This window comes from Cohnella sp. WQ 127256 (genome assembly GCF_024519285.1).
Taxonomy (GTDB): Bacteria; Bacillota; Bacilli; order Paenibacillales; family Paenibacillaceae; genus Cohnella.
Genome location: NZ_JAMZCY010000001.1, coordinates 116,929 through 143,681, shown reverse-complemented (window position 1 = coordinate 143,681; position 26,753 = coordinate 116,929). Strand labels below are relative to the sequence as shown.

23 protein-coding genes and 2 tRNA genes are annotated in these 26,753 nt (G+C 46.0%); 6 read left to right on the top strand and 19 right to left on the bottom strand.

Going from position 1 to position 26,753, the window contains the following annotated elements; all coding sequences use genetic code 11:
• Positions 1–4: 4 nt before the first annotated feature.
• From cobA to M1K58_RS00535, 17 genes are all read right to left on the bottom strand, one after another.
• Positions 5–1,555 (bottom strand): uroporphyrinogen-III C-methyltransferase, encoded by a 1,551-nt coding sequence (cobA, locus tag M1K58_RS00615; protein ID WP_256756733.1) that lies wholly within the window; start codon positions 1,553–1,555, stop codon positions 5–7.
• Between the two features lie 4 nt (positions 1,556–1,559).
• Complete coding sequence (gene hemC / locus M1K58_RS00610; protein ID WP_256756732.1) at positions 1,560–2,498, bottom strand: hydroxymethylbilane synthase; 939 nt, start codon at positions 2,496–2,498, stop codon at positions 1,560–1,562.
• 6 nt (positions 2,499–2,504) lie between these two features.
• Positions 2,505–3,158 (bottom strand): precorrin-2 dehydrogenase/sirohydrochlorin ferrochelatase family protein, encoded by a 654-nt coding sequence (locus tag M1K58_RS00605; protein ID WP_256756731.1) that lies wholly within the window; start codon positions 3,156–3,158, stop codon positions 2,505–2,507.
• A gap of 59 nt (positions 3,159–3,217) precedes the next feature.
• Positions 3,218–4,039 carry a cytochrome c biogenesis protein CcsA gene (gene ccsA, locus M1K58_RS00600; protein WP_256756730.1) on the bottom strand — a complete coding sequence of 274 codons (822 nt, stop codon included), beginning with the start codon at positions 4,037–4,039 and terminating at the stop codon, positions 3,218–3,220.
• A 28-nt stretch (positions 4,040–4,067) separates the two neighbouring features.
• Positions 4,068–5,477 carry a glutamyl-tRNA reductase gene (gene hemA / locus M1K58_RS00595; protein WP_256756729.1) on the bottom strand — a complete coding sequence of 470 codons (1,410 nt, stop codon included), beginning with the start codon at positions 5,475–5,477 and terminating at the stop codon, positions 4,068–4,070.
• Positions 5,478–5,692: 215 nt separating this feature from the next.
• Complete coding sequence (gene speD / locus M1K58_RS00590) at positions 5,693–6,094, bottom strand: adenosylmethionine decarboxylase (protein WP_256756728.1); 402 nt, start codon at positions 6,092–6,094, stop codon at positions 5,693–5,695.
• Between the two features lie 253 nt (positions 6,095–6,347).
• Positions 6,348–6,938: a non-ribosomal peptide synthetase module gene (locus M1K58_RS00585; protein WP_256756727.1), complete on the bottom strand. Its 591-nt coding sequence runs from the start codon at positions 6,936–6,938 to the stop codon at positions 6,348–6,350.
• 152 nt (positions 6,939–7,090) lie between these two features.
• Positions 7,091–7,735: a ribosome biogenesis GTP-binding protein YihA/YsxC gene (gene yihA, locus M1K58_RS00580; RefSeq protein WP_256756726.1), complete on the bottom strand. Its 645-nt coding sequence runs from the start codon at positions 7,733–7,735 to the stop codon at positions 7,091–7,093.
• An 18-nt stretch (positions 7,736–7,753) separates the two neighbouring features.
• Entirely contained in the window at positions 7,754–10,198 is a 2,445-nt protein-coding gene (lon, locus tag M1K58_RS00575; protein WP_256758182.1) for an endopeptidase La, read from the bottom strand.
• Between the two features lie 121 nt (positions 10,199–10,319).
• Positions 10,320–12,047 carry an ATP-dependent protease LonB gene (gene lonB, locus M1K58_RS00570; RefSeq protein ID WP_256756725.1) on the bottom strand — a complete coding sequence of 576 codons (1,728 nt, stop codon included), beginning with the start codon at positions 12,045–12,047 and terminating at the stop codon, positions 10,320–10,322.
• A gap of 119 nt (positions 12,048–12,166) precedes the next feature.
• Positions 12,167–15,457: a DEAD/DEAH box helicase gene (locus M1K58_RS00565; RefSeq protein ID WP_256756724.1), complete on the bottom strand. Its 3,291-nt coding sequence runs from the start codon at positions 15,455–15,457 to the stop codon at positions 12,167–12,169.
• Between the two features lie 24 nt (positions 15,458–15,481).
• Positions 15,482–15,964: a PCYCGC domain-containing protein gene (locus tag M1K58_RS00560; RefSeq protein ID WP_256758181.1), complete on the bottom strand. Its 483-nt coding sequence runs from the start codon at positions 15,962–15,964 to the stop codon at positions 15,482–15,484.
• 1 nt (position 15,965) lies between these two features.
• Positions 15,966–17,066 (bottom strand): flavodoxin-dependent (E)-4-hydroxy-3-methylbut-2-enyl-diphosphate synthase, encoded by a 1,101-nt coding sequence (gene ispG / locus M1K58_RS00555; RefSeq protein ID WP_256756723.1) that lies wholly within the window; start codon positions 17,064–17,066, stop codon positions 15,966–15,968.
• A gap of 120 nt (positions 17,067–17,186) precedes the next feature.
• Complete coding sequence (gene clpX / locus M1K58_RS00550) at positions 17,187–18,443, bottom strand: ATP-dependent protease ATP-binding subunit ClpX (RefSeq protein WP_256756722.1); 1,257 nt, start codon at positions 18,441–18,443, stop codon at positions 17,187–17,189.
• A 55-nt stretch (positions 18,444–18,498) separates the two neighbouring features.
• Positions 18,499–19,101, bottom strand: a complete 603-nt coding sequence (clpP, locus tag M1K58_RS00545; RefSeq protein ID WP_256756721.1) for an ATP-dependent Clp endopeptidase proteolytic subunit ClpP — start codon at positions 19,099–19,101, stop codon at positions 18,499–18,501.
• 182 nt (positions 19,102–19,283) lie between these two features.
• The gene (gene tig, locus M1K58_RS00540) at positions 19,284–20,573 is read right to left on the bottom strand and encodes a trigger factor (RefSeq protein ID WP_256756720.1); all 1,290 of its coding nucleotides are present in this window, start codon (positions 20,571–20,573) and stop codon (positions 19,284–19,286) included.
• 115 nt (positions 20,574–20,688) lie between these two features.
• Entirely contained in the window at positions 20,689–21,615 is a 927-nt protein-coding gene (locus M1K58_RS00535; protein WP_256756719.1) for a hypothetical protein, read from the bottom strand.
• A 229-nt stretch (positions 21,616–21,844) separates the two neighbouring features.
• Between M1K58_RS00535 and M1K58_RS00530 the strand changes: the two genes are divergently transcribed.
• The 5 genes from M1K58_RS00530 (at position 21,845) to M1K58_RS00510 (ending at position 24,168) form a co-directional block, all read left to right on the top strand.
• Positions 21,845–21,918 (top strand) — tRNA-Gly (locus M1K58_RS00530).
• Positions 21,919–22,104: 186 nt separating this feature from the next.
• A tRNA-Arg gene (locus tag M1K58_RS00525) sits at positions 22,105–22,181 on the top strand.
• Positions 22,182–22,350: 169 nt separating this feature from the next.
• Positions 22,351–22,818, top strand: coding sequence for a nucleoside deaminase (locus tag M1K58_RS00520; RefSeq protein WP_256756718.1), 468 nt, complete (start codon positions 22,351–22,353; stop codon positions 22,816–22,818).
• Between the two features lie 221 nt (positions 22,819–23,039).
• Entirely contained in the window at positions 23,040–23,603 is a 564-nt protein-coding gene (locus M1K58_RS00515) for a GNAT family N-acetyltransferase (protein WP_256756717.1), read from the top strand.
• Between the two features lie 136 nt (positions 23,604–23,739).
• The gene (locus tag M1K58_RS00510; protein ID WP_256756716.1) at positions 23,740–24,168 is read left to right on the top strand and encodes an EamA family transporter; all 429 of its coding nucleotides are present in this window, start codon (positions 23,740–23,742) and stop codon (positions 24,166–24,168) included.
• 72 nt (positions 24,169–24,240) lie between these two features.
• Here M1K58_RS00510 and M1K58_RS00505 read toward each other — a convergent pair whose 3' ends face one another.
• The gene (locus M1K58_RS00505; protein ID WP_256756715.1) at positions 24,241–24,372 is read right to left on the bottom strand and encodes a hypothetical protein; all 132 of its coding nucleotides are present in this window, start codon (positions 24,370–24,372) and stop codon (positions 24,241–24,243) included.
• A 33-nt stretch (positions 24,373–24,405) separates the two neighbouring features.
• Positions 24,406–24,747: a hypothetical protein gene (locus tag M1K58_RS00500; protein ID WP_372339123.1), complete on the bottom strand. Its 342-nt coding sequence runs from the start codon at positions 24,745–24,747 to the stop codon at positions 24,406–24,408.
• 147 nt (positions 24,748–24,894) lie between these two features.
• On the opposite strand from M1K58_RS00500, the gene asnB reads away from it, so the two are divergent.
• Complete coding sequence (gene asnB, locus M1K58_RS00495) at positions 24,895–26,751, top strand: asparagine synthase (glutamine-hydrolyzing) (RefSeq protein WP_256756713.1); 1,857 nt, start codon at positions 24,895–24,897, stop codon at positions 26,749–26,751.
• Positions 26,752–26,753 lie beyond the last annotated feature (2 nt).

The window sequence follows — 26,753 nt, the reverse complement described above, 5'->3', positions numbered from 1 at the left end:
GTTGTTATTCTCCCTTCGTAACACGCCGTATTTCCACTATTGCTTCCACTAAGCCATCTAGCGTATATTTTTCCGGAACGACGGTTACTTTCAAGCCATGATCCTCGGCTGTTTTCGCAGTAACCGGTCCGATGCAGGCAATATCAATATTTTGCAGAGCTTCAACAGGGTTCTGAACCCCTAACCGACGAAGAGCCTCCAGTAAATTATTGACCGTGGAGGAACTCGTAAAAGTAATAACATGGATTTTTCCCTTTTCTAGCAATTCAGGCAACCACACATCCCGAGGTGCGGACAATACCGTTTCATACACATCTATCTCAACCGTTTGTACACCAAGTTCCCGTAGCTCCCTCGGTAAGATCTCTCTTGCCAAATCACCGCGAGGCAGCAATGCGAATTGTCCTGTGGATACGACGCTATTTAAGCTTTCCAGCATACTCTCTGCTCGGAAGCTTTCTGGTATTAATTCAGCTCGAACGCCACGCGTAGCAAGCGCTTCAGCCGTCTTAGGTCCAACCGCAGCGAACTTAGCACGATGGAACCGTCGAATATCTACCCCGAAATGGTCAAGCCAACGATAAAAATACTCGACTCCATTCACGCTAGTCAGCATGACCCAATCATAAGCTTCCGCTTGCGCCATTGCCTGTTCAATCGCTTGTAACGCTTCACTCGACGAGGGTAGCTTCGTTTCAATAACCGGAAATTCGTAGGCTTCTCCGCCCAAATCGTCGATTTTGGCAACTAATTCGCTTGCTTGTGATCGAGCACGGGTAATCAGAATTCTTTGACCAAACAAAGGCTTCTTTTCAATCCATGACAAGGTCTCACGTTGATTAACAACATCACCCACAATAATAACCGCAGGGGGCTTAAGATTCGCCGCTTTAACTTCGGCCTCGATCGTGCTAAGTGTCCCCACGACCGTTCTTTGCTCTGCTCTTGTTCCCCACTGGACTAATGCTACAGGTGTTTCTGGTGATCTACCATGCGCGATCAATTGCTCACTAATATAACCGATTTTAGCAACGCCCATAAGGAATACGAGCGTCCCAGTTGCATTCGTAACTTTATCCCACTGGATAGAGAGATCAAGCTTGTCCGGGCTTTCATGACCTGTAATAACAGAAAAAGAGGAAGCCATATCACGATGAGTCACCGGGATTCCCGCATAAGCAGGTACCGCAATCGCTGAGGTGATTCCTGGAATAATTTCATATATAATTCCGTTTTTCTGCAATAAATCCGCTTCTTCTCCGACTCTACCAAATACCGTCGGATCGCCACCCTTCAAACGGATGACATTTTTCCCTTGAAGCGCCAGATCCACTAACAATTGATTAATATCCTCTTGCTTCATCGTATGTCGATCAGAAAGCTTACCCACATAAATACACTCAGCATCAGGCTTCGCAAAATGGAGCAGCTGAGGTCCAGCTAGACGGTCGTATACGACGACATCGGATCGCTTCAAGGCTTCCAAACCACGTAAGGTAATCAGCTTAGGATCTCCAGGACCTGCCCCAACCAAATAGACTATTCCTCTGTCCATTCGCTTATTCCCTCGATTCCGCTAATATATTCCCTGCTCCGCGGTGCAATAGTGCTTGCGCAACTTCAGAGCCGACTATGTGCGGATCAGTGCCTGTTGCAGTTTCCCTCAGCAAACGAGTTCCATCTGGAGAGGATACTAAGCCAATCAACGCCATCGTGGAATCCGAAGCCTCCGTATCCAATCGAGCATAGGCTCCGATCGGCACCTGGCAGCCTCCATTCAATAAACCTAACAAACGTCTTTCCGCTGCTACTGTTCTTTCCGTAGCTGTATCATTCAGAAGTCCGAGTAAATGCAATACCTCAGGATCATTATCACGGCATTCAATCGCTAACGCTCCCTGCCCAACGGCGGGCAAGCATACCTCTGGTGTAAGATATTCCGTAATGCGATCCTTCCAGCCCATCCGATGCAAACCCGCTGCTGCAAGAAGAATGGCATCTAAACCTTCTTCCGTAAGCTTGCGTAATCGGGTATCGATATTCCCCCGAATAGATTCGATTCGAAGATCCGGTCTGTGAGCTTGCAATTGAGCAGCTCTGCGCAAGCTGCTTGTCCCTACTCGAGCTCCCTCTGGCAACTCCGCTAAGCTCTTGCCTTCTCTACTGATTAAGCAATCCCTTGGATCTTCTCTCTGCGGCACAGCTCCAATGACCAAACCCACAGGAAGCTCAAAGGGCATGTCCTTCATACTATGTATTGCCAAGTCAATCTCACTCGTGAGCAAAGCTTCCTCGATTTCCTTAACAAACAGTCCTTTGCCGCCAACCTTAGAAAGCGTTACGTCTAGAATGCGATCTCCCCGAGTAATAATCGGTTTAACTTCAAAAGTAAAGGCTAGATTTTCTCTGCTACATATATCCTTCAAGAGTTGTACCGTCTGATTCGTCTGAGTTAGAGCTAGCGTGCTTTGTCTTGATCCGACAATAATGTTACGCATTTGCTATCATCCCTTCCGGTCATTTACTAGTTGCCGAAGCCTAGTCATCAGCTTATCCTTGTCATGAAGCCAAGAGGCCTCCCGCCATTCCTGAAGCGCTTCGTCTGTAACGGCCGCTTTCAATAGCTCTCGCCGTTCCGAAATATCGGCTACCTCATCTTTTACGATTAATCGAATGGCTCTTAAAATCTCAATGCTCTCATTGTATTCCTGACCGTATCGATCAGCAAGCTCTAGAATAATTCGGGAGGCCAACGCGGGTCCAGCACCTGAAGTGCTTGCCGTAAGAACCAAATCTCCTTGACGTAATACGGCAGGGACGAGAAAGTCTCCCGCTTCACCCTCATCCGCAATATTAACTGGAATGGCTCGTTGTGCGCAAACTTCAGCAATCCAACGATTAATATGCGGCTGATCAGTTGCTGCGAACACAAGTACGGCGCCATCTAAGTCCTTCTCCTCTACCTGTCTCTCGACCCAACGCACACGACCAGCATCCGACCATTCGCGCAATGAGGGTGTCGACTGAGGACTAATAAGTACCACATCCGCTTGCGCCTGCATCAAGCCCTCTGCTTTACGCTGTGCGACAGAACCGCCGCCAATGACGACGCATTTCCGTCCTTCAAGCTTAAGCATAATCGGGTACCAACTCGGCATCTGCAGGCACTCCTTCTGGTTCTAAATGGGATGCTGTTATATGTTCTAGCTTTTATCTTCTATAACAATTGATGAAACGAAGAGAACGAGCTTGCGAAAAAACCCATAACCAACAAAGCATATCCAAGCAAATTCCAAATCGCCAGCTTGGTTCCATCATCACGCGAGGCCATTCTACGAATGAGGTATATGATGTACAACAAGCCAGCTCCGAAAGATAAAAGCACTTTCTCATCCAACAGCTTAGATGGACTATTATCAAGTAGTAATGCCATTGTGCCTGTAGACAAGGATAACAGTAGCAGAGGAACACCGATTAAGCCTGCCCGATAAGCATACTGATCAATCCATTCCAGGCTTGGCATCTTACTCATAACATGCGTCCATTTTTTAGCCTTAAGCCTTTGATGAAGGAAGAGGTACATCACACCCAATATTGCGGCAATCGTTAGAACGGCAAATGCTAGAGTGATTAAACTGACATGAACAATTAATAGCTGCCTTGCCACTTCCCAGGGCTCAAGCGCAGCGGCTTTTTTAGGACGTCCGATTAAATTAACTGCAAGAACAGCAAATCCAACTACATTCACTAACAGGACAAGCAGTTCTGCTCGAAACAACCGATTTAAGATAAAAGAGACAGAAAGGAGCAACCAAGATACAAAAAATAAATAGTCCTTCAACGTCATTTCAGGAACAGAAAATCGCTGAGACAGGAACATTAACAAAAAAGCTCCTTGTAGCACCCAAACAAAAACAAGTAGCCCTGTTCCTACCTTCTTAGCTCGCCGATTGCCAGAAGCGGCATCGGACACAAAGAAAAGCAGACTCAGGGCGTAAATATAAAGTACAGCGTCGGTTAACCAATCTTGCGTTACCATGAGGGCAGCGCCTCCAGCATTCCTTGCATTATCGAAGAGCACCCGCCAACTGAGAAATCAACTTCTCAACATCCAGCACAGAGCCAGACGAAGATTCTAAGCTTCTGGAAATAGCAGCCGATTCTTTCCGGGACTTCTCTCCATCTTTCTCTTCCGCTTTCAGCTTAGCGACATCATCGTCTAGAGCGAATAATTGAATAAACAGCTTCATCGCTTCATCGCTACGCTTCTCGGAGGCAAGTTCCTTGATACGCAATATAGGATCATGTATGACTTGATTAACAATGCTCTTAGTAAGCTTACTGATCACTTTAACTTGTCGAGTATCCAGCTCCGGAAGCTTACGAATTAAGCTTTCCATCGTGTTCTCTTGTATGACAGCAGCCTTCTCTTGAAGCGCACGGATTAACGGACTAACCCCAAGAGTCATATACCATTGTTGATATGCTTCCTGCTCAAGAGCGATCATCTCTTCAATAATTGCAGCTTCCTTGCGACGCTTAGCCATGTTCGTTTCCACGATACCCTCTAGATCATCGATATCATACAAGAAGACGTTAGGAATATCTCCACACGATGGCTCAATATCGCGAGGCACCGCGATATCAATCAGAAACAGAGGTTTCTTCTTACGCGTAGACATAGCCTTCTGGATATGCTCACGAGTAATTACGAATTGCTCCGATCCCGTACTACTGATAACAATGTCCGTATCTTTCAAGCGTTCCAGTGCTTCCACTAAAGCGATCGCTGAGCCCTGGAATTTCTCGGCCAGCTCCTCCGCCTTCTCTACCGTACGATTAACAACGAGTATTTCTTTGGCCCCGTTGCTATGAAGGTGCTTCGCGGTTAATTCGCTCATCTTGCCCGCTCCAACGATCATAACCTTCTTATCATCGAATCGACCGAATATTCGTTTACCGAGCTCTACAGCAGCATAACTCACGGAAACTGCATTCTCTCCAACCGAGGTTTCGGAGTGCGCCCGTTTAGCAAGAGTGATCGATTGCTTGAATAAGCGGTTAAACAATGTTCCTGTTGCACCTTGCTCCTGAGCAAGTAGGAAGGCATCCCGCACCTGGCCTAAAATCTGAGTTTCACCAATAATCATCGAATCAAGTCCGCTAGTCACTCGGAAGAGATGCTCGACAGCGCGGTCATCTTCATACATATAAAGGTGAGAGTTAAATTCTTTACGTGGAATTTTAAACCATTGCTCCATGAAGGCGCGGATAAAATGTCCACAGAGATGTAATCTGTCTACAACTGCATAAAGCTCCGTCCGGTTGCAGGTAGCTACGATTACTCCTTCAAGGATGCCCGTGGTTTGCTTTAACGCTTGCAGAGCAAGCGGCATCTCACGTTCAGACAGTGCAAAGCGCTCCCGCATTTCAACAGGGGCCGTACGATAATTCAATCCAACTACGATAAGATGCATGTGCAATCACCTGACTTTCGCCTTGAGAGTAAGAACTAGCCTGTACGTCAACGATTATTATAGCATAGTTAGACAGCCTCTCCCGCGGCAAATATGAAAAGTTTATGAAAACCGTGCTGACGCTTTTTTCCTATTGTCGACTAATTGTCCTAATCATATTCCATATACATATGAAAAAACCATGAGGTATGTACCCCATGGTTTTTACCGCATTCTTATTTAACGAGTTCGACCTGCTTAATCATCGGATCTTCGACTTGCAATTCCCCGAGTCCACGGATCAATTTCTTCGCATAGGTTTTTTCTGGTTTAAGCACATTGACGAGATAGTCAATCGCTGCTTGTGGATCCACAGTCTCGCCACAGGTATAACAATCGATCGCGGCAAAACCTTTCTCAGGATACGTATGAATGGAGATGTGACTCTCCGATAGCAGTACCAACACGGTTGCACCTTGAGGTTCAAATTGTTGCGCTTGAACCGAGAGTACAGTCGCTCCGCATGCTTCAGCTGCTTCCACCATGTGCGATTGGAGAAGTTCTGCACTGTTCAATAAATCAATATTGCCTCCCCATGTATCAACCGCAACGTGCCGTCCGAAAGTCGAGTATTCCATCTTTCGGTTCCCCCTTCCTAGGAATAAAATGTGTAACTGATTTCATCCGCTAGGACCTACGTCATTCACTTGGAGGGAATTTGCTCTCACCGCATTCCTTGAGTGAATCCTGGTTCCTATTGTATCAAGTTGTCAACGAATCTAAAAATAACATCTATCCTGGGGAAATGCAATAGTTTTTTCAAAAAAACAAAGGAGCCATTTACATGGCTCCTTACTGCTTGTTCAAGTGTTCAAACCCTATAAGATTCGTTCATGCTTCTAATGCGAATAATAAGCGACTTTGGTTTTTCAATCCTTGGTCGATTTCAGCGATTAGCCCAGGCTCCTTCGTCTGATTGCGCATATCGAGCAACTCATTCACAGAACCTCGCAAGCGATTAATCTCTTCCTCAATTGAAAATAAAGCAAATTGGGATTGCAATTTTCCTACTGTATCCTTATGTTCGAATATCGTGCGCTGAAGAACTCCTTTGTTCTCCACAATGCGTGCAACGTTACCCCGAATGTAATAATACACAATTGTATAACTAGGATAAATTCGATTGACAACCGCGTCACCCTTGAAGGAAGATATGATCTTCCGCAAAGCATCAGTCAGTCTGGGATGAATAACACGGCAAGTTAGCTTACAACGATAATCACCGTTTAATCGTTCAAAAGTCAAGCGAATGGATTCTCCACAGACATCGTCTTCTAACACGACTTCCTGATTACCATTATCCAGCACGAAAACTTGCAGTCTCAGTTGCTGAATCTCGCACAGAGAGATCAGTCTCGGCATTTCGGCTTCCGTCAGTGTCAGGCTGGCATTGACATACTCCGTGGCTACCCGTTGAGCCATAAAATCTCCTCAATTCCCATTGTCTAGCGATTGTATAACCTACATCTATCCATTATTATACGCTAAATCTTAAATCGTTTCTTCTCGCCCGATTGTTATTTTCACGGAAAAAACGTGCAAAAATCGATTTCTACTGCGATCCTGCCCATATTTTAACCGTTATCCTCTGTTTCCTGCACGATGTTAGGGGGTTCAGAGGGGGGATTAAGCGGTATTTCTGCCGATTGCATGATAATGCTCCATAATTCGTCTCTTCCATAACCCGTTTCCGACGAGAACAGGACAAGAGGAACATGCCCTGGCATTCCGAGGGTTTGCCGAATGATCTTCATGTGTTTAGGCCACTGTGAACGCGATACTTTATCCGCTTTGGTCGCAACGACTGTCATCGGGATTTCGTAATGGGAGAGCCATTCGTACATACGTTGATCCTCAGCAGAGGGAGGATGACGCAAATCGACGAGCTGAAGCACTAACTTCAGGGGTTCGCGTCCCCTTAAGTATCGCTCGATCATTTTGCCCCAAGCTTCCCGTTCGGATTTGGACACCCTTGCATAACCGTAACCGGGAAAATCAACGAAGAATAAATCTTCGTTGATTTTATAATAGTTAAGCGTCTGTGTCTTGCCCGGTTGTTGGCTTGTGCGGGCCAAGTTGCGGCGAAGCAGCATTTTGTTAATAAGGGAAGATTTCCCTACGTTGGAGCGACCAGCTAGAGCGATCTCCGGCAATCCATTATCCGGGTATTGATCTGGGCCTACCGCGCTGATGACAAATTCTGTTTGCTTGATTTTCATAACAACTTAGGTCTCCTGTCAGTGTGTTCCGAGTGGCGGCGTTTCTTTCGGCTCATCGTTAACCGTAGTCTCGATAGCCACAGCGCCTACCTCTAATTCATTTTCTTCCTGTCCCTTGGTACCCGATTTGAGGTCAATCGGCTCGGATAAAGCATGCTGCAGCACCTCATCCATATGTGCAACAGGTACGAATGTCATATTCTCCCGAACGCTATCGGGAATATCCCGTAAATCACGCTCGTTTTCTTTAGGCATTAACACCTTCGTAATACCGGCACGATGAGCAGCAAGTGACTTCTCCTTCAATCCGCCAATTGGAAGCACGCGACCGCGCAACGTAATCTCACCGGTCATTGCCACTTCGCGAGAAACCTTTCGGTTAGTTAAAGCTGAGATGAGAGCCGTTGCCAGCGTAATCCCCGCTGAAGGACCGTCTTTAGGGATCGCCCCTTCTGGAATATGAATGTGGACATCGTTCTTCTCGTGGAACTGCGGATCGATGCCAAGCTCATTTACACGACTTCTCGTATAGCTGAAAGCCGCTTGGGCAGATTCCTTCATCACATCGCCAAGTTGGCCTGTTAATGTCAGCTTACCACTACCTGGCATGATTGTAACCTCTATAACTAGAGTATCTCCACCCACTTCAGTCCAGGCAAGCCCCGTTACGGCCCCAATTTGATCCTCATGCTCTGCCATTCCGTGGCGGAATCTCGGTGGTCCTAGCAGCTCCTTGAGCTTCTCCTCGTCAACTACGAACGGCGCAGCATCCGGATTAGCCACGATCGCTTTAGCTGCTTTCCTGCAAATAGAAGCAATTTGCTGCTCCATGTTCCGCACGCCAGATTCTCTCGTATAATGTCGGATAAGCGACATGAGCGCATCACTTTCCAACACCAGTTGATTTTCTTCTAAGCCATGATCTCGCTTCTGCTTCTGAAGAAGATGGCGCTCAGCTATTTGCTGCTTCTCAAGCTCGGTATAACCTGGAACCTGCAGCAGCTCCATCCGATCTAATAATGGCCGAGGAATATTGTGCACGACATTCGCAGTTGTCACGAACATCACATTAGATAAGTCGAAAGGCATCTCAATATAATGATCGCTGAATGTGTTATTTTGCTCCGGATCAAGCACTTCTAGCAATGCCGAGGAGGGGTCCCCACGGAAATCCATCGCCATCTTGTCGATCTCATCCAGTAGGAACACAGGATTAGCCGACCCTGCATTACGCATGCCTTGAAGAATACGACCAGGCATTGCTCCGACATAGGTCCGGCGATGACCACGAATTTCTGCCTCGTCCCTTACGCCACCCAAAGAAATTCGCACGAATTCTCGGCCGAGTGACTTCGCTATAGATTTAGCTAATGAAGTTTTACCAACCCCTGGAGGGCCTACCAAGCAAAGAATTGGGCCTTTGAGCTTCTTGACCAGCTTCTGCACAGCCAAATACTCCAGCACCCGTTCCTTCGGCTTATCTAGTCCATAATGCTCTTCATTCAGGATGTTCTCGGCTTTGTTAATGTCAAGATCATCGTCGGTCATCTTATTCCACGGGAGTGCAAGCAGCCATTCTACATAATTACGAATAACCGCACCTTCCGCAGACGCTGCTGGCATTTTCTCCAGACGATCGATTTCCTTCTCTACTTTGGCCGCAATTTTCTCCGGAAGCTCAGCTTCAGTTAGTTGTGCTCTAAGCTCTTCAGCTTCGCCAGCACGACCTTCCTTCTCCCCAAGCTCTTTCTGAATCGCCTTCATTTGTTCACGAAGGTAATATTCCTTCTGTGTCTTCTCCATCTGTTTCTTGACTCGCTGGCTGATCTTGCGCTCAAGCTCAAGCACTTCTCGCTCATTGTTAAGAAAATCGAGCAGCTTCTCCAGACGAGGGCGAACCTCGATAGTTTCAAGAATTTCTTGTTTATCTTTTATTTTCAGTGACAAATGACTCGTAATGACGTCAGCTAATCGCCCAGGCTGATCAATGTCAGATACCGCAGCAAGCGTCTCTGGAGTCACCTTCTTAGATAGATTGATGTAATGCTCGAACTGACTAAGCACTGCACGCATAAGTGCATCTAGCTCTGAGTCATTAGACTGCCCTTCAAGCAATTCATGTGCCAGCACTTCATAAAAATCCTCGTTCGGCAAATATTGCTCAATCTGTGCCCTGCTAACGCCCTCTACGAGAACACGAATTGTCCCATTAGGTAGCTTCAACATCTGACGCACTTTAGCGATGGTACCGACTTGATAAATATCTTCCTGTGTCGGCTCCTCGATATTAATTTCCGATTGCGAGCATAGCAGAATCATATGATCATCGATCATACATTGCTCCAGCGCTTTAACGGACTTCTCCCTACCTACATCCAGATGAAGCACCATACTGGGATAAACGAGTAGCCCTCTTAGGGGTAGCAGGGGAATGGAACGACTTTTCTGTTTGCTTGAACCCATAATTGACGCACCTCGCAGTTCTGGAACGATTTCAAACACTCCAGTCATTGTATCAAATGTATTCGCTCGCCGCAAAAATGAGCCACCCAGATGGGCAGCTCATTAATATTATTTCTCAACGTTAGCCTTCGGAATGAATCGTCTCCGCATGAAGCACAGACCCTGCAGGCGCCGCAGCAAAGGCATCCGCAGCAACAGGAAGCTCGCTAACTTGCCATTTAGACTCCATCCAGCCGGATTGATCCCCGAATACATGTTGAAACACATCTTCCATACGATCTACCGGTATGACCTTGACACCTTCCAGCCCTTCGAATATGACTTGCCAATTTTCCTTGGGGATAATTACAGTGTCCGCACCCGATTGAAAAGCCGCTTCGACTTTCGCAACAACTCCACCCACAGGTTTAACTGCACCGTGTATGCTTACTTCTCCGGTCATTGCGATTTTATTATCTACGGGCTGCTTTGTCATCGCTGAAGCGATCGCAACAGCCATTGCTACACCAGCAGATGGACCATCTACCGGCGTTCCGCCTGGAAAGTTAATATGTAAGTCATAATCTTCCGGCTGGAAGCCATTCCGTCTAAGCACAGTCAATACGTTATCCAAGGAGCCTTTGGCCATACTCTTACGTCGTATCGTCCTTTGGCCACCTCCAAGCTCTTCTTCCTCGACTACGCCGGTAATATTCAATTTGCCTTTGCCGAGCAATGCAGGAATAGCCGTAACTTCGATTTCAAGCAGCGCCCCCATACTCGGACCATAAACAGCTAATCCATTTACAAGTCCGACTTGCGGCATGGATGGTACTTTACGGTCTGGACGTGGTGGCAGTTGACTACTGTTCACTACCCACTCTACATCAGCGGCGGCCAGTTCATCCCGACTCTCAGATAAAGCAAGTCCTGCTGCAAGTTGAATAATATTAACAGCTTCCCTTCCGTTCGTTGCATAACGCTTCACGACATCCAGAGCCTCAGGACTAGGGGAGAAGCCGACTTTCTGAATGGCATTCTCAGCAATCAGGGCAATTTCCTCGGGTAGCAACGGACGGAAGTAAACTTCCATGCATCGACTACGAAGCGCGGGTGGAAGTTCACTTGGTGACCTTGTCGTTGCGCCAACAAGCCTGAAATCAGCTGGGAGCCCGTTCTGGAAAATATCATGAATGTACATCGGAATATTATTATCCTCAGCATGATAATACGCGCTCTCTAAATAGACTTTGCGATCCTCAAGCACCTTAAGTAATTTGTTCAACTGAATGGGATGGAGCTCACCAATCTCGTCGATAAATAAGATGCCTCCATGCGCTTTCGTAACTGCACCTTGCTTAGGCTGAGGAATCCCTGCAACCCCCATTGCCCCAGCACCTTGATAAATGGGATCATGCACTGATCCGATCAATGGATCTGCAATTCCGCGTTCATCAAATCGCGCCGTTGTGGCATCTATTTCTGTAAACTTCGCTTCCTGACGGAAGGGCGACAACTTGTTCTTCTTTGCTTCTTCTAAGATGACTCGCGCTGCAGCGGTTTTCCCTACCCCTGGAGGTCCATATACGAGCACATGCTGTGGGTTGCTACTGCACAGTGCAGCTTTCAGTGCTCGTAATCCTTCCTTCTGACCGACAATATCCGATATGGTCGCTGGTCTAGTTTTCTCCGAAAGTGGCTTAGTCAAGGAGATGGAGCGTAGCTTGCGAAGCTTATCCATTTCCTTACGAGATTCTCGATCTACTGCGCTACGGTTATTTTTCTGATTGCGCAGCAAATTCCAAAAATAAATACCAATAACAACTGCAAAAAACACTTGAACAAGCATAAGAATCATACTTAAAGTCATTTTCTCATCCTCCCCGATCACGCCCTCAGGTAGGCACAACTTCGGTTAATCAAAAACAAAAAAACCGGCACCCGGGCTATACTTGGTAGTATTGCCCGAATATCGGTTTAAATAGTCACCTAAATTTCCAATAACTCACGAATATCATCTTCTGTCAGTGTGGACAATGCCGTTTCGCCTGAATGGATGACTTCATCTATCAAATCTTTCTTCCGCTGCTGAAGCTCCAGCATTTTCTCCTCGATCGTCCCTTGGGCCACTAGCTTGATGACTTGCACGACCTTCTTCTGCCCGATACGATGCGCTCGGTCGGCCGCCTGTTGTTCGACAGCAGGATTCCACCATAGATCGAATAAGACGACTGTATCCGCACCAGTCAGGTTAAGTCCCGTGCCTCCGGCTTTCAAAGAGATCAAGAAAATATCCCTTGCACCAGCATTGAATTCGTCGCACAATTCGAGTCGTTGGGCGGAAGGCGTCGAACCATCTAAGTAGAAATATGGCGTATCCCGTCCATCCAATTCCTTCCGAATAATATCTAACATCGAAGTGAATTGGGAGAAGATCAGCATCCGTTTACTGCTGCCCTGGCACTCCTCGATAATTTCTAACAATTGTTCAAGCTTGCCCGATGAACCCTCATACCCTTCTAAAAATAACGCTGGATGACAACACAACTGTCGAAGACGAGTGAGTCCAGCCAAAATTTTCATCCGGTTTTTCTGAAAGCCTCCATCAGTAGCTAGATCTCGAACAATGTCGGATTGTAGCTTCTCTAGGTAGGCCATATAGATTTGCTTCTGCTCTGTCGAGAGCTCTGATGGCTGTACGCTCTCAATCTTATCTGGAAGCTCCTTGAGCACTTCACTCTTTAATCGACGCAATATGAACGGGCGCACGATTCGAGCGATTTTGTCGCGTGGCAAGTCTGAAAATGATTTTTTTCCACTAAACAAGCCTGGGAAAATCGCGTCGAATATCGACCATAGTTCATCGAGCGAATTTTCAATCGGAGTCCCTGTAAGAGCAAAACGCTGTCCAACCTTCAATCGTCTAACTGCATGTGAGGTTAAGGAAGCATGGTTCTTGATCGCTTGGGCTTCATCTAGGAACAGGATGCGGAAGCTTTGCTTCTCATACCATTCGATATCCCTACGTAGGAGAGGATATGAGGTAATCCAAACGTCAACGTCTTTCATTTCCGACATCAACTCGCTTCGTTCCTGACGATCACCGGCCGCTACAATCGTTCTAAGCTGCGGAGCGAACTTCTTGCACTCACGCTCCCAGTTATAAATCAAGGAGGCAGGTGAAACGATTAGGACCGGTGAAGGCTCAATCCCTTCCTCGGCAGACTTGCCCGTCTCGGATACGATGTAGGCAATACTTTGAATCGTCTTACCCAACCCCATATCGTCAGCGAGAATGCCGCCAAGTCGGTAATGCGCTAGCGTCTTCAACCATTGAAAGCCGTATTTCTGGTAATCTCGAAGAACCGGATCAAGGCCCGCTGGAACCTCAAAATCAAGATTGTCTGGGTTACGCAGATTATCCCAGAGCTTGCGTAGCGTTTTTCCGAGGTGCACACCAGACGATGATTTACCGAACTGCTCCATCAGTTGGAAGCCCTTCACGGCTGGCATTCGAATACTGTTCCCATTCATATCCGGCTTTCTAAGATCAAGCTCTTCGAATAACCGATTAATTTCCCGGAAGCTTTCCTGTTCTAGAGATAGGAACTCTCCGCTAGGCAGACGGAAATACTTCTTCTTCTCCACTAAGTTGCGAAGTAGATTCTGGATTTCATTCTCGTCCATGCCTTCCATATCAAAGGACACTTCCAGCCAATTCGTGCCAACATCGACATCGAGACGTGCCTTCGGCTGATATTCTACCGTTCGCATAATCGTTTTTACGGATTCGGTTGCATAAATTTCTACATCGTCACCCAACTGCGGCAAAATATCGTATAAAAAATCGTAAATGTCGTCTTCCTGATCCAAGTACACGTCTTTACCGTTAAACTTGAAAGAGGAGCGTTCAATGAGTGCCATAATTCGGTTCTCCCGATCAAGATCCCTCATTAGAATAACGTCATCCCGTGCATTCTTAACTGCCTTTTGTGGTAAGGGGGAAATAATAATATCATCATAGATGTACTCTAAGCTTGCGAGCAGCCTGTCATCCTCGAAATCCAAATGCAATCGAGCCTGAAGCGCTGGATTAATGATTCGATCCGCAATTTGCGGAGAGATTTCCACGTTAACGAACTGCTTAAGTCCCCGGACAACACGGTCAATGAAGGGTTCAATTTGATCAGAAGTAATCATCAATCGAGTACTCTTCTCATAGTGAAACATTTTCTTCAATTCCGATATCCGCTTTAATTGCGCTGGATCGGATTTGAATAACAAACCGTTCACAATCGCAACCCCATAGTTGTCCATGAATATCGAGTTCTTAAGACCTTCAATCTCAAGTTGATACCCTTCGACTCCAGCTTTATTCAATTGCACCGAAATCGGGAGCGCACCATCCATCATCTCCATGCGATGAGCGCCAACATTCTTGTCCTCGAAGCTAATATTCACAAGTTCTAATAACGGAAGCATCCTCTCCCATATCGCAGGAGGGATGACGAGAATCCGTTCTTCTCTATGGGAATAAGATGAGAACGAGTGGAACAAATCTTTGTAAATTTCTTCAACTTGCATCGCTTCGATGAGTAATTGAATAAACTTTGCATCATGTTCCTTCAGTGTATGCTCAAGAGGGTCATAAGAAAAATGCTTCGCAAACGCCATAGGAGTTCCGGCATCCACATGATTCAGAAAATCTTTGATCCTTTGGACAATATAAAGCCGAGAAAGTCCGATTTTCATCGAGACAGCGAACATCGGCTTGTTGGAGAAGCTGCTCACGATTTTACAGGAGAATTCTACCTCAAGTGGCTGAGTATCCATGAAATCGTCATTGATCGCATTCAAATCATCATCAGATTGCTTACTTAGAGCACGGTCAAATAAAAAGATAACCTGCTTAGTCAGATGGGTGTCCTTCTCAGAAATCACTTCATCTTCAGCAGGCAGTTCTTTAGAATCCGTCTCCATAAGCTTTAATAGAACTGCGGCGATATGCTTGCAAAATGAAAGCGGAGAATAAGCTGTACACTCACAGGAGGCCCCGATTTCACCATCCTCATCGAATGCAACCTCAACCTCATATCGGTTCCGATTTGATCCTTTAACGGTTGCCCGATAACTCGCGCCATCTGCTTCTCTTTTGACAGTTAGAACTTGACCTGATCGGAAGTATGCTTCCCCACGCATGTAAGAGGCGGGTCCACACAGCTCTTGAATCGATTGTTTATTGAGAATGAACTCTCTCACATCCCCTACACGAACCATCATTCATCATCCCACATTCCGTTCTAGTCAACTTTGGGGCATTGAGGTATCTGTCGGATTAGCATATCCAGTGCTATACGTATTATCGATGTACTCACGGATTTCCAAATCTGACTTGCCTTGCATTTTCATCTCGGCAGACTTCATGGCAATCTGCACACATACTCCGCATCTTGTACCGTGGTCGTCCCACTCTACCGTTCCGTCTTCTCGCACCTCGTTAATAAAGCAATTCAAGTTGCTCTTGTGCCCAGCGCTATCGCCGCAGCCACAGTAACAAGGAATCCATTTCAGCGTGTCTTCAAGCTTTCCAGCAGCTTGATAAGCTAACCTTACAGCCTCTGTTTGCTTATCTAGGAAGGAAGGTAGCTTCTGCACAGAAGCTGTTGTCTCCCTTAAGTCGCCATTAGGTGCATGGTTACTATGTCCACCGTTAGTCGCCTGCTCTTTCCCGCAAGCTGTAACTGCCAGTAGCCCCAATCCGACAACGAGAATCGCCAACTTCTTCATCTTATCCATGTTTCCGCCCCGGGATAACCCCCGTTTCGTTATAGGAAGCGACGATTTGGTCGATTTCTTTCTTCAGCTCATTCACTAGCTCATCTTCAGGCACCTTACGAATCATCTCGCCATAGCGAAATAGCATCCCTTCGCCGCGGGCACCCGCAATTCCGATATCGGCTTCACGTGCTTCACCCGGCCCATTCACTGCGCAGCCAAGAACGGATACCTTGATCGGCACTTTAAGGTTGGATATATATTGTTCGACTTCGTTTGCTACAGAAAATAAATCAATGTCCAGACGACCACATGTCGGACAAGATATGAGAGTCGGAGCATCCGTAATTAATCCGAATACTTTAAGCAGCTCCCGAGCCACCTTGATTTCCTCTACAGGGTCCGCACTTAAAGATATCCGCATCGTGTTACCTATTCCATGATTCAGCAGTACACCAAGGCCCGCTGAGCTCTTCACAGTACCCGAGAATAACGTTCCGGCTTCTGTAATGCCAAGGTGAAGTGGGTAACGAATAACCTCGGCTGCTTTCGTATAAGCTTCAATCGCCATTGGAACATCCGAAGCTTTCAGGGAAACGATAATATCATGAAAGTCGAGCTCCTCAAGAATACCGATGTGAAACAATGCGCTTTCCACCATTGCATCGGCAGTTGGGTACCCATACTTCTCGAGAAGATGGTTTTCCAAAGAACCTGCGTTTACGCCAATCCGAATTGGAATTCCACGTTCCTTACAAGCATTAACAACGGCTTCCACCTTCTCGCGACGTCCGATATTGCCCGGATTGATCCGAACCTTATCAATGCCGTTCTCAATAGCTAATAAAGCTAGTCGATAATCAAAATGAATATCCGCAACAAGTGGGATACTGATCTGCTTCTTAATTTCTTTAATCGCTTCAGCCGCTTCTTTATTATTGACAGTGACACGAACAAGCTGACAGCCTGCCTCCTCGAGCCGTTTGATCTCGGCGACTGTAGCGGCGACGTCTGCAGTCTTCGTCGTGCACATGCTTTGAAGAATAACTTGATTATTCCCACCAATGGTAAGATTCCCAACCTGAACAGCTACAGTGTCTGTACGTTTGAACATAACCATTTCTCCCCTGTATACGCCAAAGTCCACCCCGTGTTTAGACGGGGTGGAACCGGCAATCTAGGCGAACGCCGCGTCGGCCGAAAGGCCTTGTTGGCGGCTTTCGTCCTGCTCCCGTTACGCGCTCTCTTCTTTTTTCTTACCTTTTTTGGTTGTGAGCTCTGGCAATATTTTCTCCTTAATAACCTTCTCCGTTACTAAGCAGTTTACGACGTCATCACGCGATGGCACTTCGTACATAACCTCGAGCATGATTCCTTCGATGATGGCCCGCAATCCCCGCGCACCTGTATTCCGCTTAATCGCTTCACGAGCAATTTCCTCAAGCGCACCGCTATCGAATTCGAGCTTCACATTGTCCATTTCAAGCAGCTTCTGATACTGCTTAACCAATGCGTTCTTCGGCTCCGAAAGGATACGAACAAGAGCAGGCTCATCGAGTGGCTCAAGCGTTGAAATGACAGGCAACCGTCCAACAAACTCAGGGATTAGACCAAATTTGAGCAGGTCCTCAGGCTGAGCTAGGGACAAGTATTCACCTGGCTTCATATCCTTCTGTCCTTCAAGGACGGAACTGAAGCCGATAACTTTTTTACCAATACGACGTTTGATCAGCTGCTCAAGGCCATCGAAAGCACCACCGCAGATGAACAGAATGTTCGTCGTATCAATTTGAATGAATTCTTGATGAGGATGCTTACGTCCGCCTTGCGGTGGAACGGAGGCAACCGTACCTTCGAGAATTTTCAGCAATGCTTGCTGAACACCTTCGCCGGAAACATCCCGGGTAATCGAAGGATTCTCGGATTTACGCGCCACTTTATCGATTTCATCGATATAAATGATCCCGCGCTCTGCCTTCTCGACATCATAATCAGCTGCTTGAATGAGCTTAAGCAAAATATTCTCTACATCTTCACCCACGTATCCAGCTTCTGTTAAAGAAGTGGCATCCGCAATGGCAAATGGGACATTAAGAATTTTGGCCATCGTCTGAGCAAGTAGCGTTTTACCTGAACCCGTTGGACCTACAAGCATAATGTTACTCTTCTGAAGCTCAACATCCTCGATCTTGGATTGAGAATTAATGCGTTTGTAGTGATTATATACAGCAACCGATAGTGATTTCTTCGCTTGTTCTTGACCAATAACGTATTGGTCCAGAATGTTGCGAATATCTTTCGGCTTCGGAATATCCTTCAGATCCAGCTCATCTTCATGACCTAGCTCTTCCTCCACGATTTCTGTACAAAGCTCAATACATTCATCGCATATATATACGCCAGGACCGGCTACCAGCTTTCGAACCTGATCCTGCGATTTGCCACAGAATGAGCACTTCAACTGACCTTTTTCGTCGCTAAATTTAAACATGTAAAACCCTCCTTAGTAAACCGCGTCTTACATTATTTCCGAAAGAACGACTTCCTTATGCTTTCTGGTCATCTGTTGCAATCGGAGCTGTGATTACTCTATCAACCAAGCCATACAACACCGCTTCATCCGCACTCATGAAGTTATCACGATCCGTATCGCGTTCGATCTTCTCATAAGGTTGACCTGTGCGATCGACTAAAATTTGATTCAGCTTCTGCTTAGTCTTAATAATCCAATCCGCATGAATCTTAATATCCGATGCTTGACCTCTTACCCCGCCAAGCGGCTGGTGAATCATGATCTCACTATTCGGTAAAGCAAAGCGCTTGCCTTTAGCACCTGCAGTGAGGAGCAGGGAGCCCATGCTAGCAGCCATACCCACACAAATCGTGGAAACATCTGGCTTAATGAATTGCATCGTATCGTAGATTCCCATTCCGGCCGTTACCGAACCGCCTGGGGAGTTAATGTACAGATGGATGTCCTTCTCTGGATCTTCCGCTGCTAAGAATAGCAGTTGAGCGATAATGAGATTGGCGACATCGTCGTCAATCGCGCTTCCGAGAAATACAATCCGGTCCTTTAAGAGCCTTGAATAGATGTCGTACGACCGCTCTCCGCGATTCGTTTGCTCGACGACCATAGGTACTAACATGTTACCAACCCCTTTTCTCATTGGACTTCAAATCTCGGTAATAGTTTAACACGTTCAAATCGGAATGTCATGTTGCCAAGTCCGTTTCGGGCATATGCTAACATTTTGTTAAGGTCGATCTTATGTATTCGGGGTGAAAAATAAGGCACGCAAATTGCACGTGCCTTTTCATTGGTGTGGAATTACGCTGATTTGCTGTTGTCGACTAAGAATTTCACGGCTTTACGAACTTTCAAATCCGCATCCATGTTCTCAAGGTAACCATTGCTTGCAAAGAGTGTACGAAGCTCTTCAGCAGGACGATTATAAAGCTTGGAAAGGTTCTCCAGCTCTTCATCAATCTCTGCAGGAGTGATCTCAAGCTTCTCTGCTTTCGCTACTTCTTCAAGAACTAGGTTGTTGCGAACGCGTTTCTCAGCGTCGCCTTGCATTTGTGCTTTCAGTGCAGCCTCATCTTGGCCACTGAACTGGTAGTATAGATCCAAGTTCATGCCTTGTTGACGAAGACGGTTTTCGAAATCCTTCAGCATATGTGTGATTTCGGAATCAACCATCACTTGTGGCACTTCTAATTCAGCAGCTTCAGTCGCTTTGTCTACAATCGCAGTCTCGCGCGCGATTTCAGCATCTTTAACTTTACGTTCATTCAGCTTACTAGTTAGATCTGCTTTGTATTCATCCAACGTGTCAAATTCGCTAACATCTTTAGCGAACTCATCGTCTAGTGCAGGCAAATTTTTGCGTTTGATTTCAAGCAGCTTCACTTTGAATACAACCGCTTTACCAGCAAGGTCTTCTGATTGGTAGTTTTCTGGGAAAGTGACATCGATGTCTTTTTCCTCAGCGATGTTAAGACCTACCACTTGTTCTTCGAAGCCCGGAATGAAAGAACCGGAACCAAGCTCAAGGGAATAGCTCTCACCTTTGCCACCGTCGAAAGGAACTCCCTCTAGGAAGCCTTCGAAATCGATTGAAGTATGGTCGCCCAATTGAGCAGGACCTTCATCAACGACAACAAGCTCAGCATGACGTTGTTGCAGACGCTCTAACTCAGCACTTACTTCCTCATCCGTCACTTCAGCTGCTTCAACAGGAACGACTAAGCCTTTGTAATCTCCAAGCTTAACTTCAGGCTTAACTGTTACTTTCGCTTTGAATTTGAACGTTTGGCCTTTGCCAAACTGCTCAACATCAACATCTGGACGATCAATTGGCTCAATGCCCGCTTCGTCAATTGCCTTTGTGTAAGCTTCAGGAAGCAGGATATCGATTGCATCTTGGTAGAGACTTTCGATTCCAAAACGAGCTTCGAAAATACCGCGAGGTACTTTACCTTTACGGAAACCCGGTACGTTTACTTTTTGAACCACTTTGCGGAACGCTTTGTCCAATGCTAGTGTTACCTGTTCTACTTCTACCTCAACTTCAAGAACCCCAACGTTCTTCTCTATCTTTTCCCAGTTTGCTGTCATATTATGCTTTCCCCTCCGTAACATCTTTCCGCTTCTTTGCGGACGATCACATAAACCACTCTATTATAGAACAACATCGTTCACCATTCAAGGTAAAAACCTAACTAAGCTTAACTTACGACTGAGTTGGATGCGGCTCAATGGAATATTGCCTTAGCCAACGTAGTGCTTGTTCGTAACGAAATCGCAATTCATTCGTTATCGTGTACTGCTCTTTGATCCACTCATCACCTTGTTTGCCGTGCAATTTCTCGATAAGTAGTTGGTGAAGAGCTGCACCCCAAAGATCGGCAGAGCTATCATTATCCTCAATCATACCCTTATAGATTAAAGTTCCATACGCAACCTCGACACATTCCTTCCACATCTCTTCAGCAAAATAAGACAATGTTGGGTCTGAAACCTCGGCTGTTTGGCGAACTCTATCGAGCACATGATGAATCCCTTGAGGAAATTCCGAGAAGGTTATCGGAGTATCACTGGCTTCTACAGATAGGCTTTCTCCCTCTCTCCAGAAAGAAACCAAGCCTGATGCTCCTTGCTTCTTTAACACCTGAAGAGCACGGAATTGCACGGGTGAAATATATTCCTCGCGACCCAGCCATTGCCTCAAGGATAACTCAATATCCGGATGAGTAATGTGCATCAATTGACCCAATATAAGCATTTGCTGCTCGGGGTCTTCTCCATTATAAAGAGAAGCTAATAATTGCGGGATATACTCGGTATCAGAATCGTTACGTTCCATAACCTTTCGTTTGAAAATATCCTCTTCATCGACATCAGAATCTTCATCCTGCTCATCATACAGCCCAAAATCCGAGCTGCCTGCAGCGTCTGGAAATGCCGCATCTAACCAGCCAAGCAATGCCTGCCACTCGGTATGATGCCGATCAGCTTCTCCATGGCACTGAAGCAGGAAGAACAGCAACGCCTTGGCTTCGCCATAACGTTCCGTCTCCAGCATCTTCGTCAATTGTATTTGATAATAATCCAATGTTTTTGGAAATAACACCAAATTGTCCTTGGTTCCATCCGTCATGGGGTAATCCCCCCTCCAAATTTACCGGATTTATTGCTGGTTTTACCTCCCGGCTCTCCGAGTCAGCCAGCCTAAGCAGCAAATTCAGTTCCTTCGCATTATATCATGATCAAACAGTAAAATGAAAAGTACAGGTCAACCAGAAGCTTGACGCATGACACAGGGTTTAGCGTGTGGAATACCTTGAAATTCCCCAATAAATATGGTATATTATCGTTCTACATAACATGCGGGTGTAGTTCAGTGGTAGAACGCCAGCTTCCCAAGCTTGAGGTGAGGGTTCGATTCCCTTCACCCGCTCCATTATGAACTTACAACCACCTTACTTTATAGTAAGGTGGTTTTTTGTACGATATGACCCTCTAGGGATTTCTTACTATGAAGTTGCATTATGGATTAAAGATTCCATATGGTTACGTGGTTCTCTGATAATGTCGAAAATAAACTCTTGACGTCTCAATAAACTTCATGGTAAGATACTTTTTGCGTGTCTCAGTAGCTCAGCTGGATAGAGCAACGCCCTTCTAAGGCGTCGGTCGGGGGTTCGAATCCCTCCTGGGACGCCACCTAATTAATTTTAAGCTAATTAATTGATTTTAATCTAATTAATCAATCACAACCCTCGAAACGTTGCAGATCAACGGTTTCGGGGGTTTTCTCTATTTGTACAAAAAACCAGAAAGTACCGTTTAGCGTTATTTCTGTTATAATGACTCAGATCTGGAGGTGAGCCAATTGACAAAAAGTGATGAACAATTTATTGAAGTAGCCATTAAATTAGCTCAACAAGCTAGACAAGATGGAAACGAACCATTTGGCGCTATTTTAGTAAAAAATAACGAAATAGTTATGTATGGAGAAAATAAAATAAATAGCAATTGTGATCCTACACATCATGCAGAAATTGGACTCATACGCACTTTTTGCTCTGAAAATAATATTTTTGATCTTAGTGAATTCACATTGTATACCAGCTGTGAGCCTTGCGTTATGTGTACAGGAGCTATGGTGTGGTCTCATTTAGGGAAAATAGTCTATAGTGTTTCACATGATCAACTCGCAGAAATCGCAGGCAGCAACATCATGATCTCTTGTAAGGAAGTTATTGAAAGAAGCCCACATAAACCAATTGTAGTTGAGCAAGTATTAAATGACGAAGGGCTAAAAGTATTTGAGGGATATATATTTTCCCATCACAATTAGGACCTATTCCCCCTTCATTAAACAAAATTACATCTCTCCAAAAAAAACCTCAACAACCTTGTCCTTCAATGATTTTGAGGTTTTTTTCAGCGTGTACGACCACAATTTCGGTATACACTGGCAACTTAGCCTAGGTTGTTTACTAGCGTAGTTTCATTTATTATTTAAGACAATAAGCCTAACAATGCACGGCTTATCATTTCACACAACTAGGAGAACTTATGACTATAAAACTAGCCTTACCAGAGAATGCTGCTCCAATTGCCAAACTTATATTGCTCGCCATAGATGACATTGCTAATCAACTCACAGGTGAAATGGAAGAATCGAACGTTCTGAAGCAGTTAGAAGCATTTATTACGACCGATGGCAATCGTTTCAGCTGTGATTGTATTCTTGTAAAGGAAATCAATAATGAACCCGTAGGCATGATCCTCTGTTATCACGGTAGCCATGCTGCCCAATTGTACACTCCCGTTATTGACCATTTAATTAAAAAAAGCGGTGATCCATCCATTACTATCGATGATGAGGCTGATATCGATGAGTATTATATCGACGCCATTGCAGTCAGTCCTAGCTTTCAGGGCCAAGGAATTGCGAAACAATTAATTGCAGCCGCTGAACTAAGAGCTATAGACATGGGATATGATAAAATCGCTCTAAACGTCGACCAGACCAATGAGGGTGCCCATGCGCTTTACGTTAAGCTGGGATATAAAGCCGACAAAGAAATTACGATTCACGATAAGCCATACTGGCACATGGTCAAATTCCTCTCCTAAATACAAATACAACAAGTACCGCTCTCAGCGACGACTGACTCGCTAGGGCGGTATTTGTTATTGAGACCGATAATTGCAAAAGGTAAAATAACGTATAATAGTCAAACAAAGCCGTCGGCACACAGGAGGATACGCAATGGGAACTTGGTTAATTTACGCTCTACTTTCGGCAGCAACAGCAGCACTCGTAGCCATCTTCGGAAAAATCGGTTTAAAGGACATTGACGCCAATTCGGCAACAGCTATCCGCGCGGTCATTATGGCCATATTCTTATTAGGAGTCGTCATCGTTCAGGGTAAGTTCAGTCAGCTTGGAGAAATCATGGCGCAGAAAAAAGCGATGTCCTTCATTGTGCTTAGCGGTGTGGCAGGAGCACTCTCTTGGATGTTTTACTTTCTGGCGCTTAAAGGTGGGAAAGTATCTCAGGTCGGTCCTATCGACAAGCTGAGTGTCGTTCTCGCTGTCGCTCTGGCGTTCTTCTTCCTTGGAGAAAAGATATCATGGATGAATGCGTTAGGCGTCGCTATGATAGCCGGAGGAGCTATTCTGGTTGCACTCAAATAAGACGAACGAGCGATATAGCAAAGCTGCCTCATCCCGCATTCGGAGGGCAGCTTTTGTTTGGTGCTGAAGAAGCTAGCGATTGTGTGGTTTTGCTGGACTATTTTGCGCAGGATGGAACGTATTTTTCTTCAAGGTTTCCTCTACGAACTCTTCGCCTTTGTTGGCAATTTGATTGCCTTTGTTTTTCTTGAATTTATTAGCCACTTCTCTTTTCTCACCTCCCTAACTAAATTTGCCTCACCGAGTAAAATTTCTCTCAAGCGCTTCTCTAACCCCAGCAAACTCCAATATCTGTGTTGCAAATTCATCCCTATCGTTAGCAGCCAGATGATCTGGCGTTGAGAACATGGGCTTCATGACATCCTCGAATGCGGAATGTAAGCTATTATCAAACCAGTCAACCTCATAGTTTGCATCATTTGAAATGATCCTTACGAGCGAATATGTTCCATTCTGACCCTCGCGAAAATAAGCCAGCATTTGCGCGTCACGCTGATGATCGGTTAATACCTCCACTTCAGCGAAGGCTTGTCCACCGCGATCCAACATCCGACGAAAATGTGCTTCTCTAACGTTCATCACAGGATGATTCTCCCTCCTTTCATCTGTAAAGAACCTGTCATCTTGGACTTTACGTATTTTCTCCCTATGGACAAACATTTTATGCCTCTTTTCGCATATCCATCTTATGATCGGTTTTTAGGCAGAGGAAAGGGCTGAAGGCACATGTGTGGAATTACCGGATGGATTGACTGGAATGTGGATTTAACAACACAGGCGGATACCATTGAGAAAATGACCGAGACGCTAAGTCTGCGTGGACCTGATGCAACAGGGACTTGGCTATCCCCTCATTGCGCCTTAGGTCATCGCCGGTTATCGGTAATGGATCCGGCAAATGGTGCTCAGCCTATGATTCGCCCAGCTAACAGCGCAGATAGCCATGATTGCATTCTCGTGTATAACGGGGAGCTGTACAATGCACTGGAGCTTCGCAAACAATTAGAGGGCCTAGGCTATCGGTTTCGCACAACATGCGACACCGAGGTATTGCTTCTCGCTTATGTGGAGTGGGGACCAGAATGTGTAGAGAAACTCAACGGTATCTTCGCTTTTGCAGTATGGCAAACAGCTGAGGAAAAACTGTTTATGGCGCGGGATCGGCTTGGCGTTAAACCGTTATTTTACCGTCCTGAGGTAGGAAGGTTTATGTTCGGCTCAGAGCCCAAAGCGATATTAGCTCATCCCGAGGTTCCTGCCGAAATCGATGCGGAAGGACTTGCGGAGCTGTTCGTCGTTGGCCCAGCACGCACTCCTGGACATGGGATTTGGCGGAATTTCTATGAATTGAAGCCGGGACATTGCCTCCAGTATGATCGCAACGGAATGAGAATTTTCTCTTACTGGAAGCTAGAGAGCGCCGATCATGAGGAAGATGTATCGCAAACAGCAGAGAAGGTCCGCGAGCTACTTCAAGACACTGTCGAGCGTCAGCTTATCTCCGATGTTCCGATCTGTACATTGCTTTCCGGTGGCCTGGACTCTAGTGCCTTAACTGCACTGGCGGTTAACTATTACAAGACAACGAATCAAGGGCGTGTACACACTTTTTCCGTAGATTACGTGGACAATGATAAGCATTTCCATGCGCATGATTTCCAGCCTAATTCCGATGCACCTTGGATTAAACGAATGCATGAATACTTGAACACTGTTCATCATCCCATTCAATTCGATACGCCAGAGCTCGTAAGCGCACTAGAAGCTGCGGTATTAGCTAAGGATACTCCCGGCATGGCCGATATTGACGCTTCCTTATATTTATTTTGTCGAGAGATTAAGAAGGAAGCGACTGTAGCGATCTCGGGGGAAGCTGCGGACGAAATATTCGGCGGATACCCTTGGTTCCATCGCGAGGATGCTTTGCAAGCGGAAACCTTCCCCTGGTCCTTGGCAACTGGATTAAGATCCAGCTTGCTATCCCCTGAGCTCAAGGAGAAGCTTCGCCCACAAGAGTATTTAGCCGATCGTTATGCACAAGCCGTTGCCGAGGTTCCAACATTAGACGGCGAAGACGAGACTCGCAGACGAATGAGACGCATGTCTTACCTGAATATTACAAGGTTTATGCCGACATTACTTGATCGCAAGGATCGAATGAGCATGGCAGTTGGATTAGAGGTCCGGGTTCCCTTCTGTGACCATCGCCTGGTCGAGTATGTGTGGAACATTCCCTGGGAGATCAAGTCGGCAGGGACTCGGGAAAAAGGCATCCTCAGAAAATCACTTGAGGGCATTCTCCCTGACGATGTCCTTTATCGCAAAAAAAGCCCGTACCCAAAAACACACAATCCAAATTATTTATCCGCTGTCCGCTCTTTGCTACTTGAACGACTGGACGATCCGAATTGTCCACTCCTTCCGCTCATTAATGCGGATAAGATCAGAGAGCTAGCCCTAACATCAGATGCATCGTCTCATCTTCCATGGTTCGGCCAACTCATGTCTGGGCCACAATTGTTCGCTTATTTGCTCCAAATGGACTTTTGGCTCCGGCATTACAAGGTCAAACTTGCTTTGTAAAA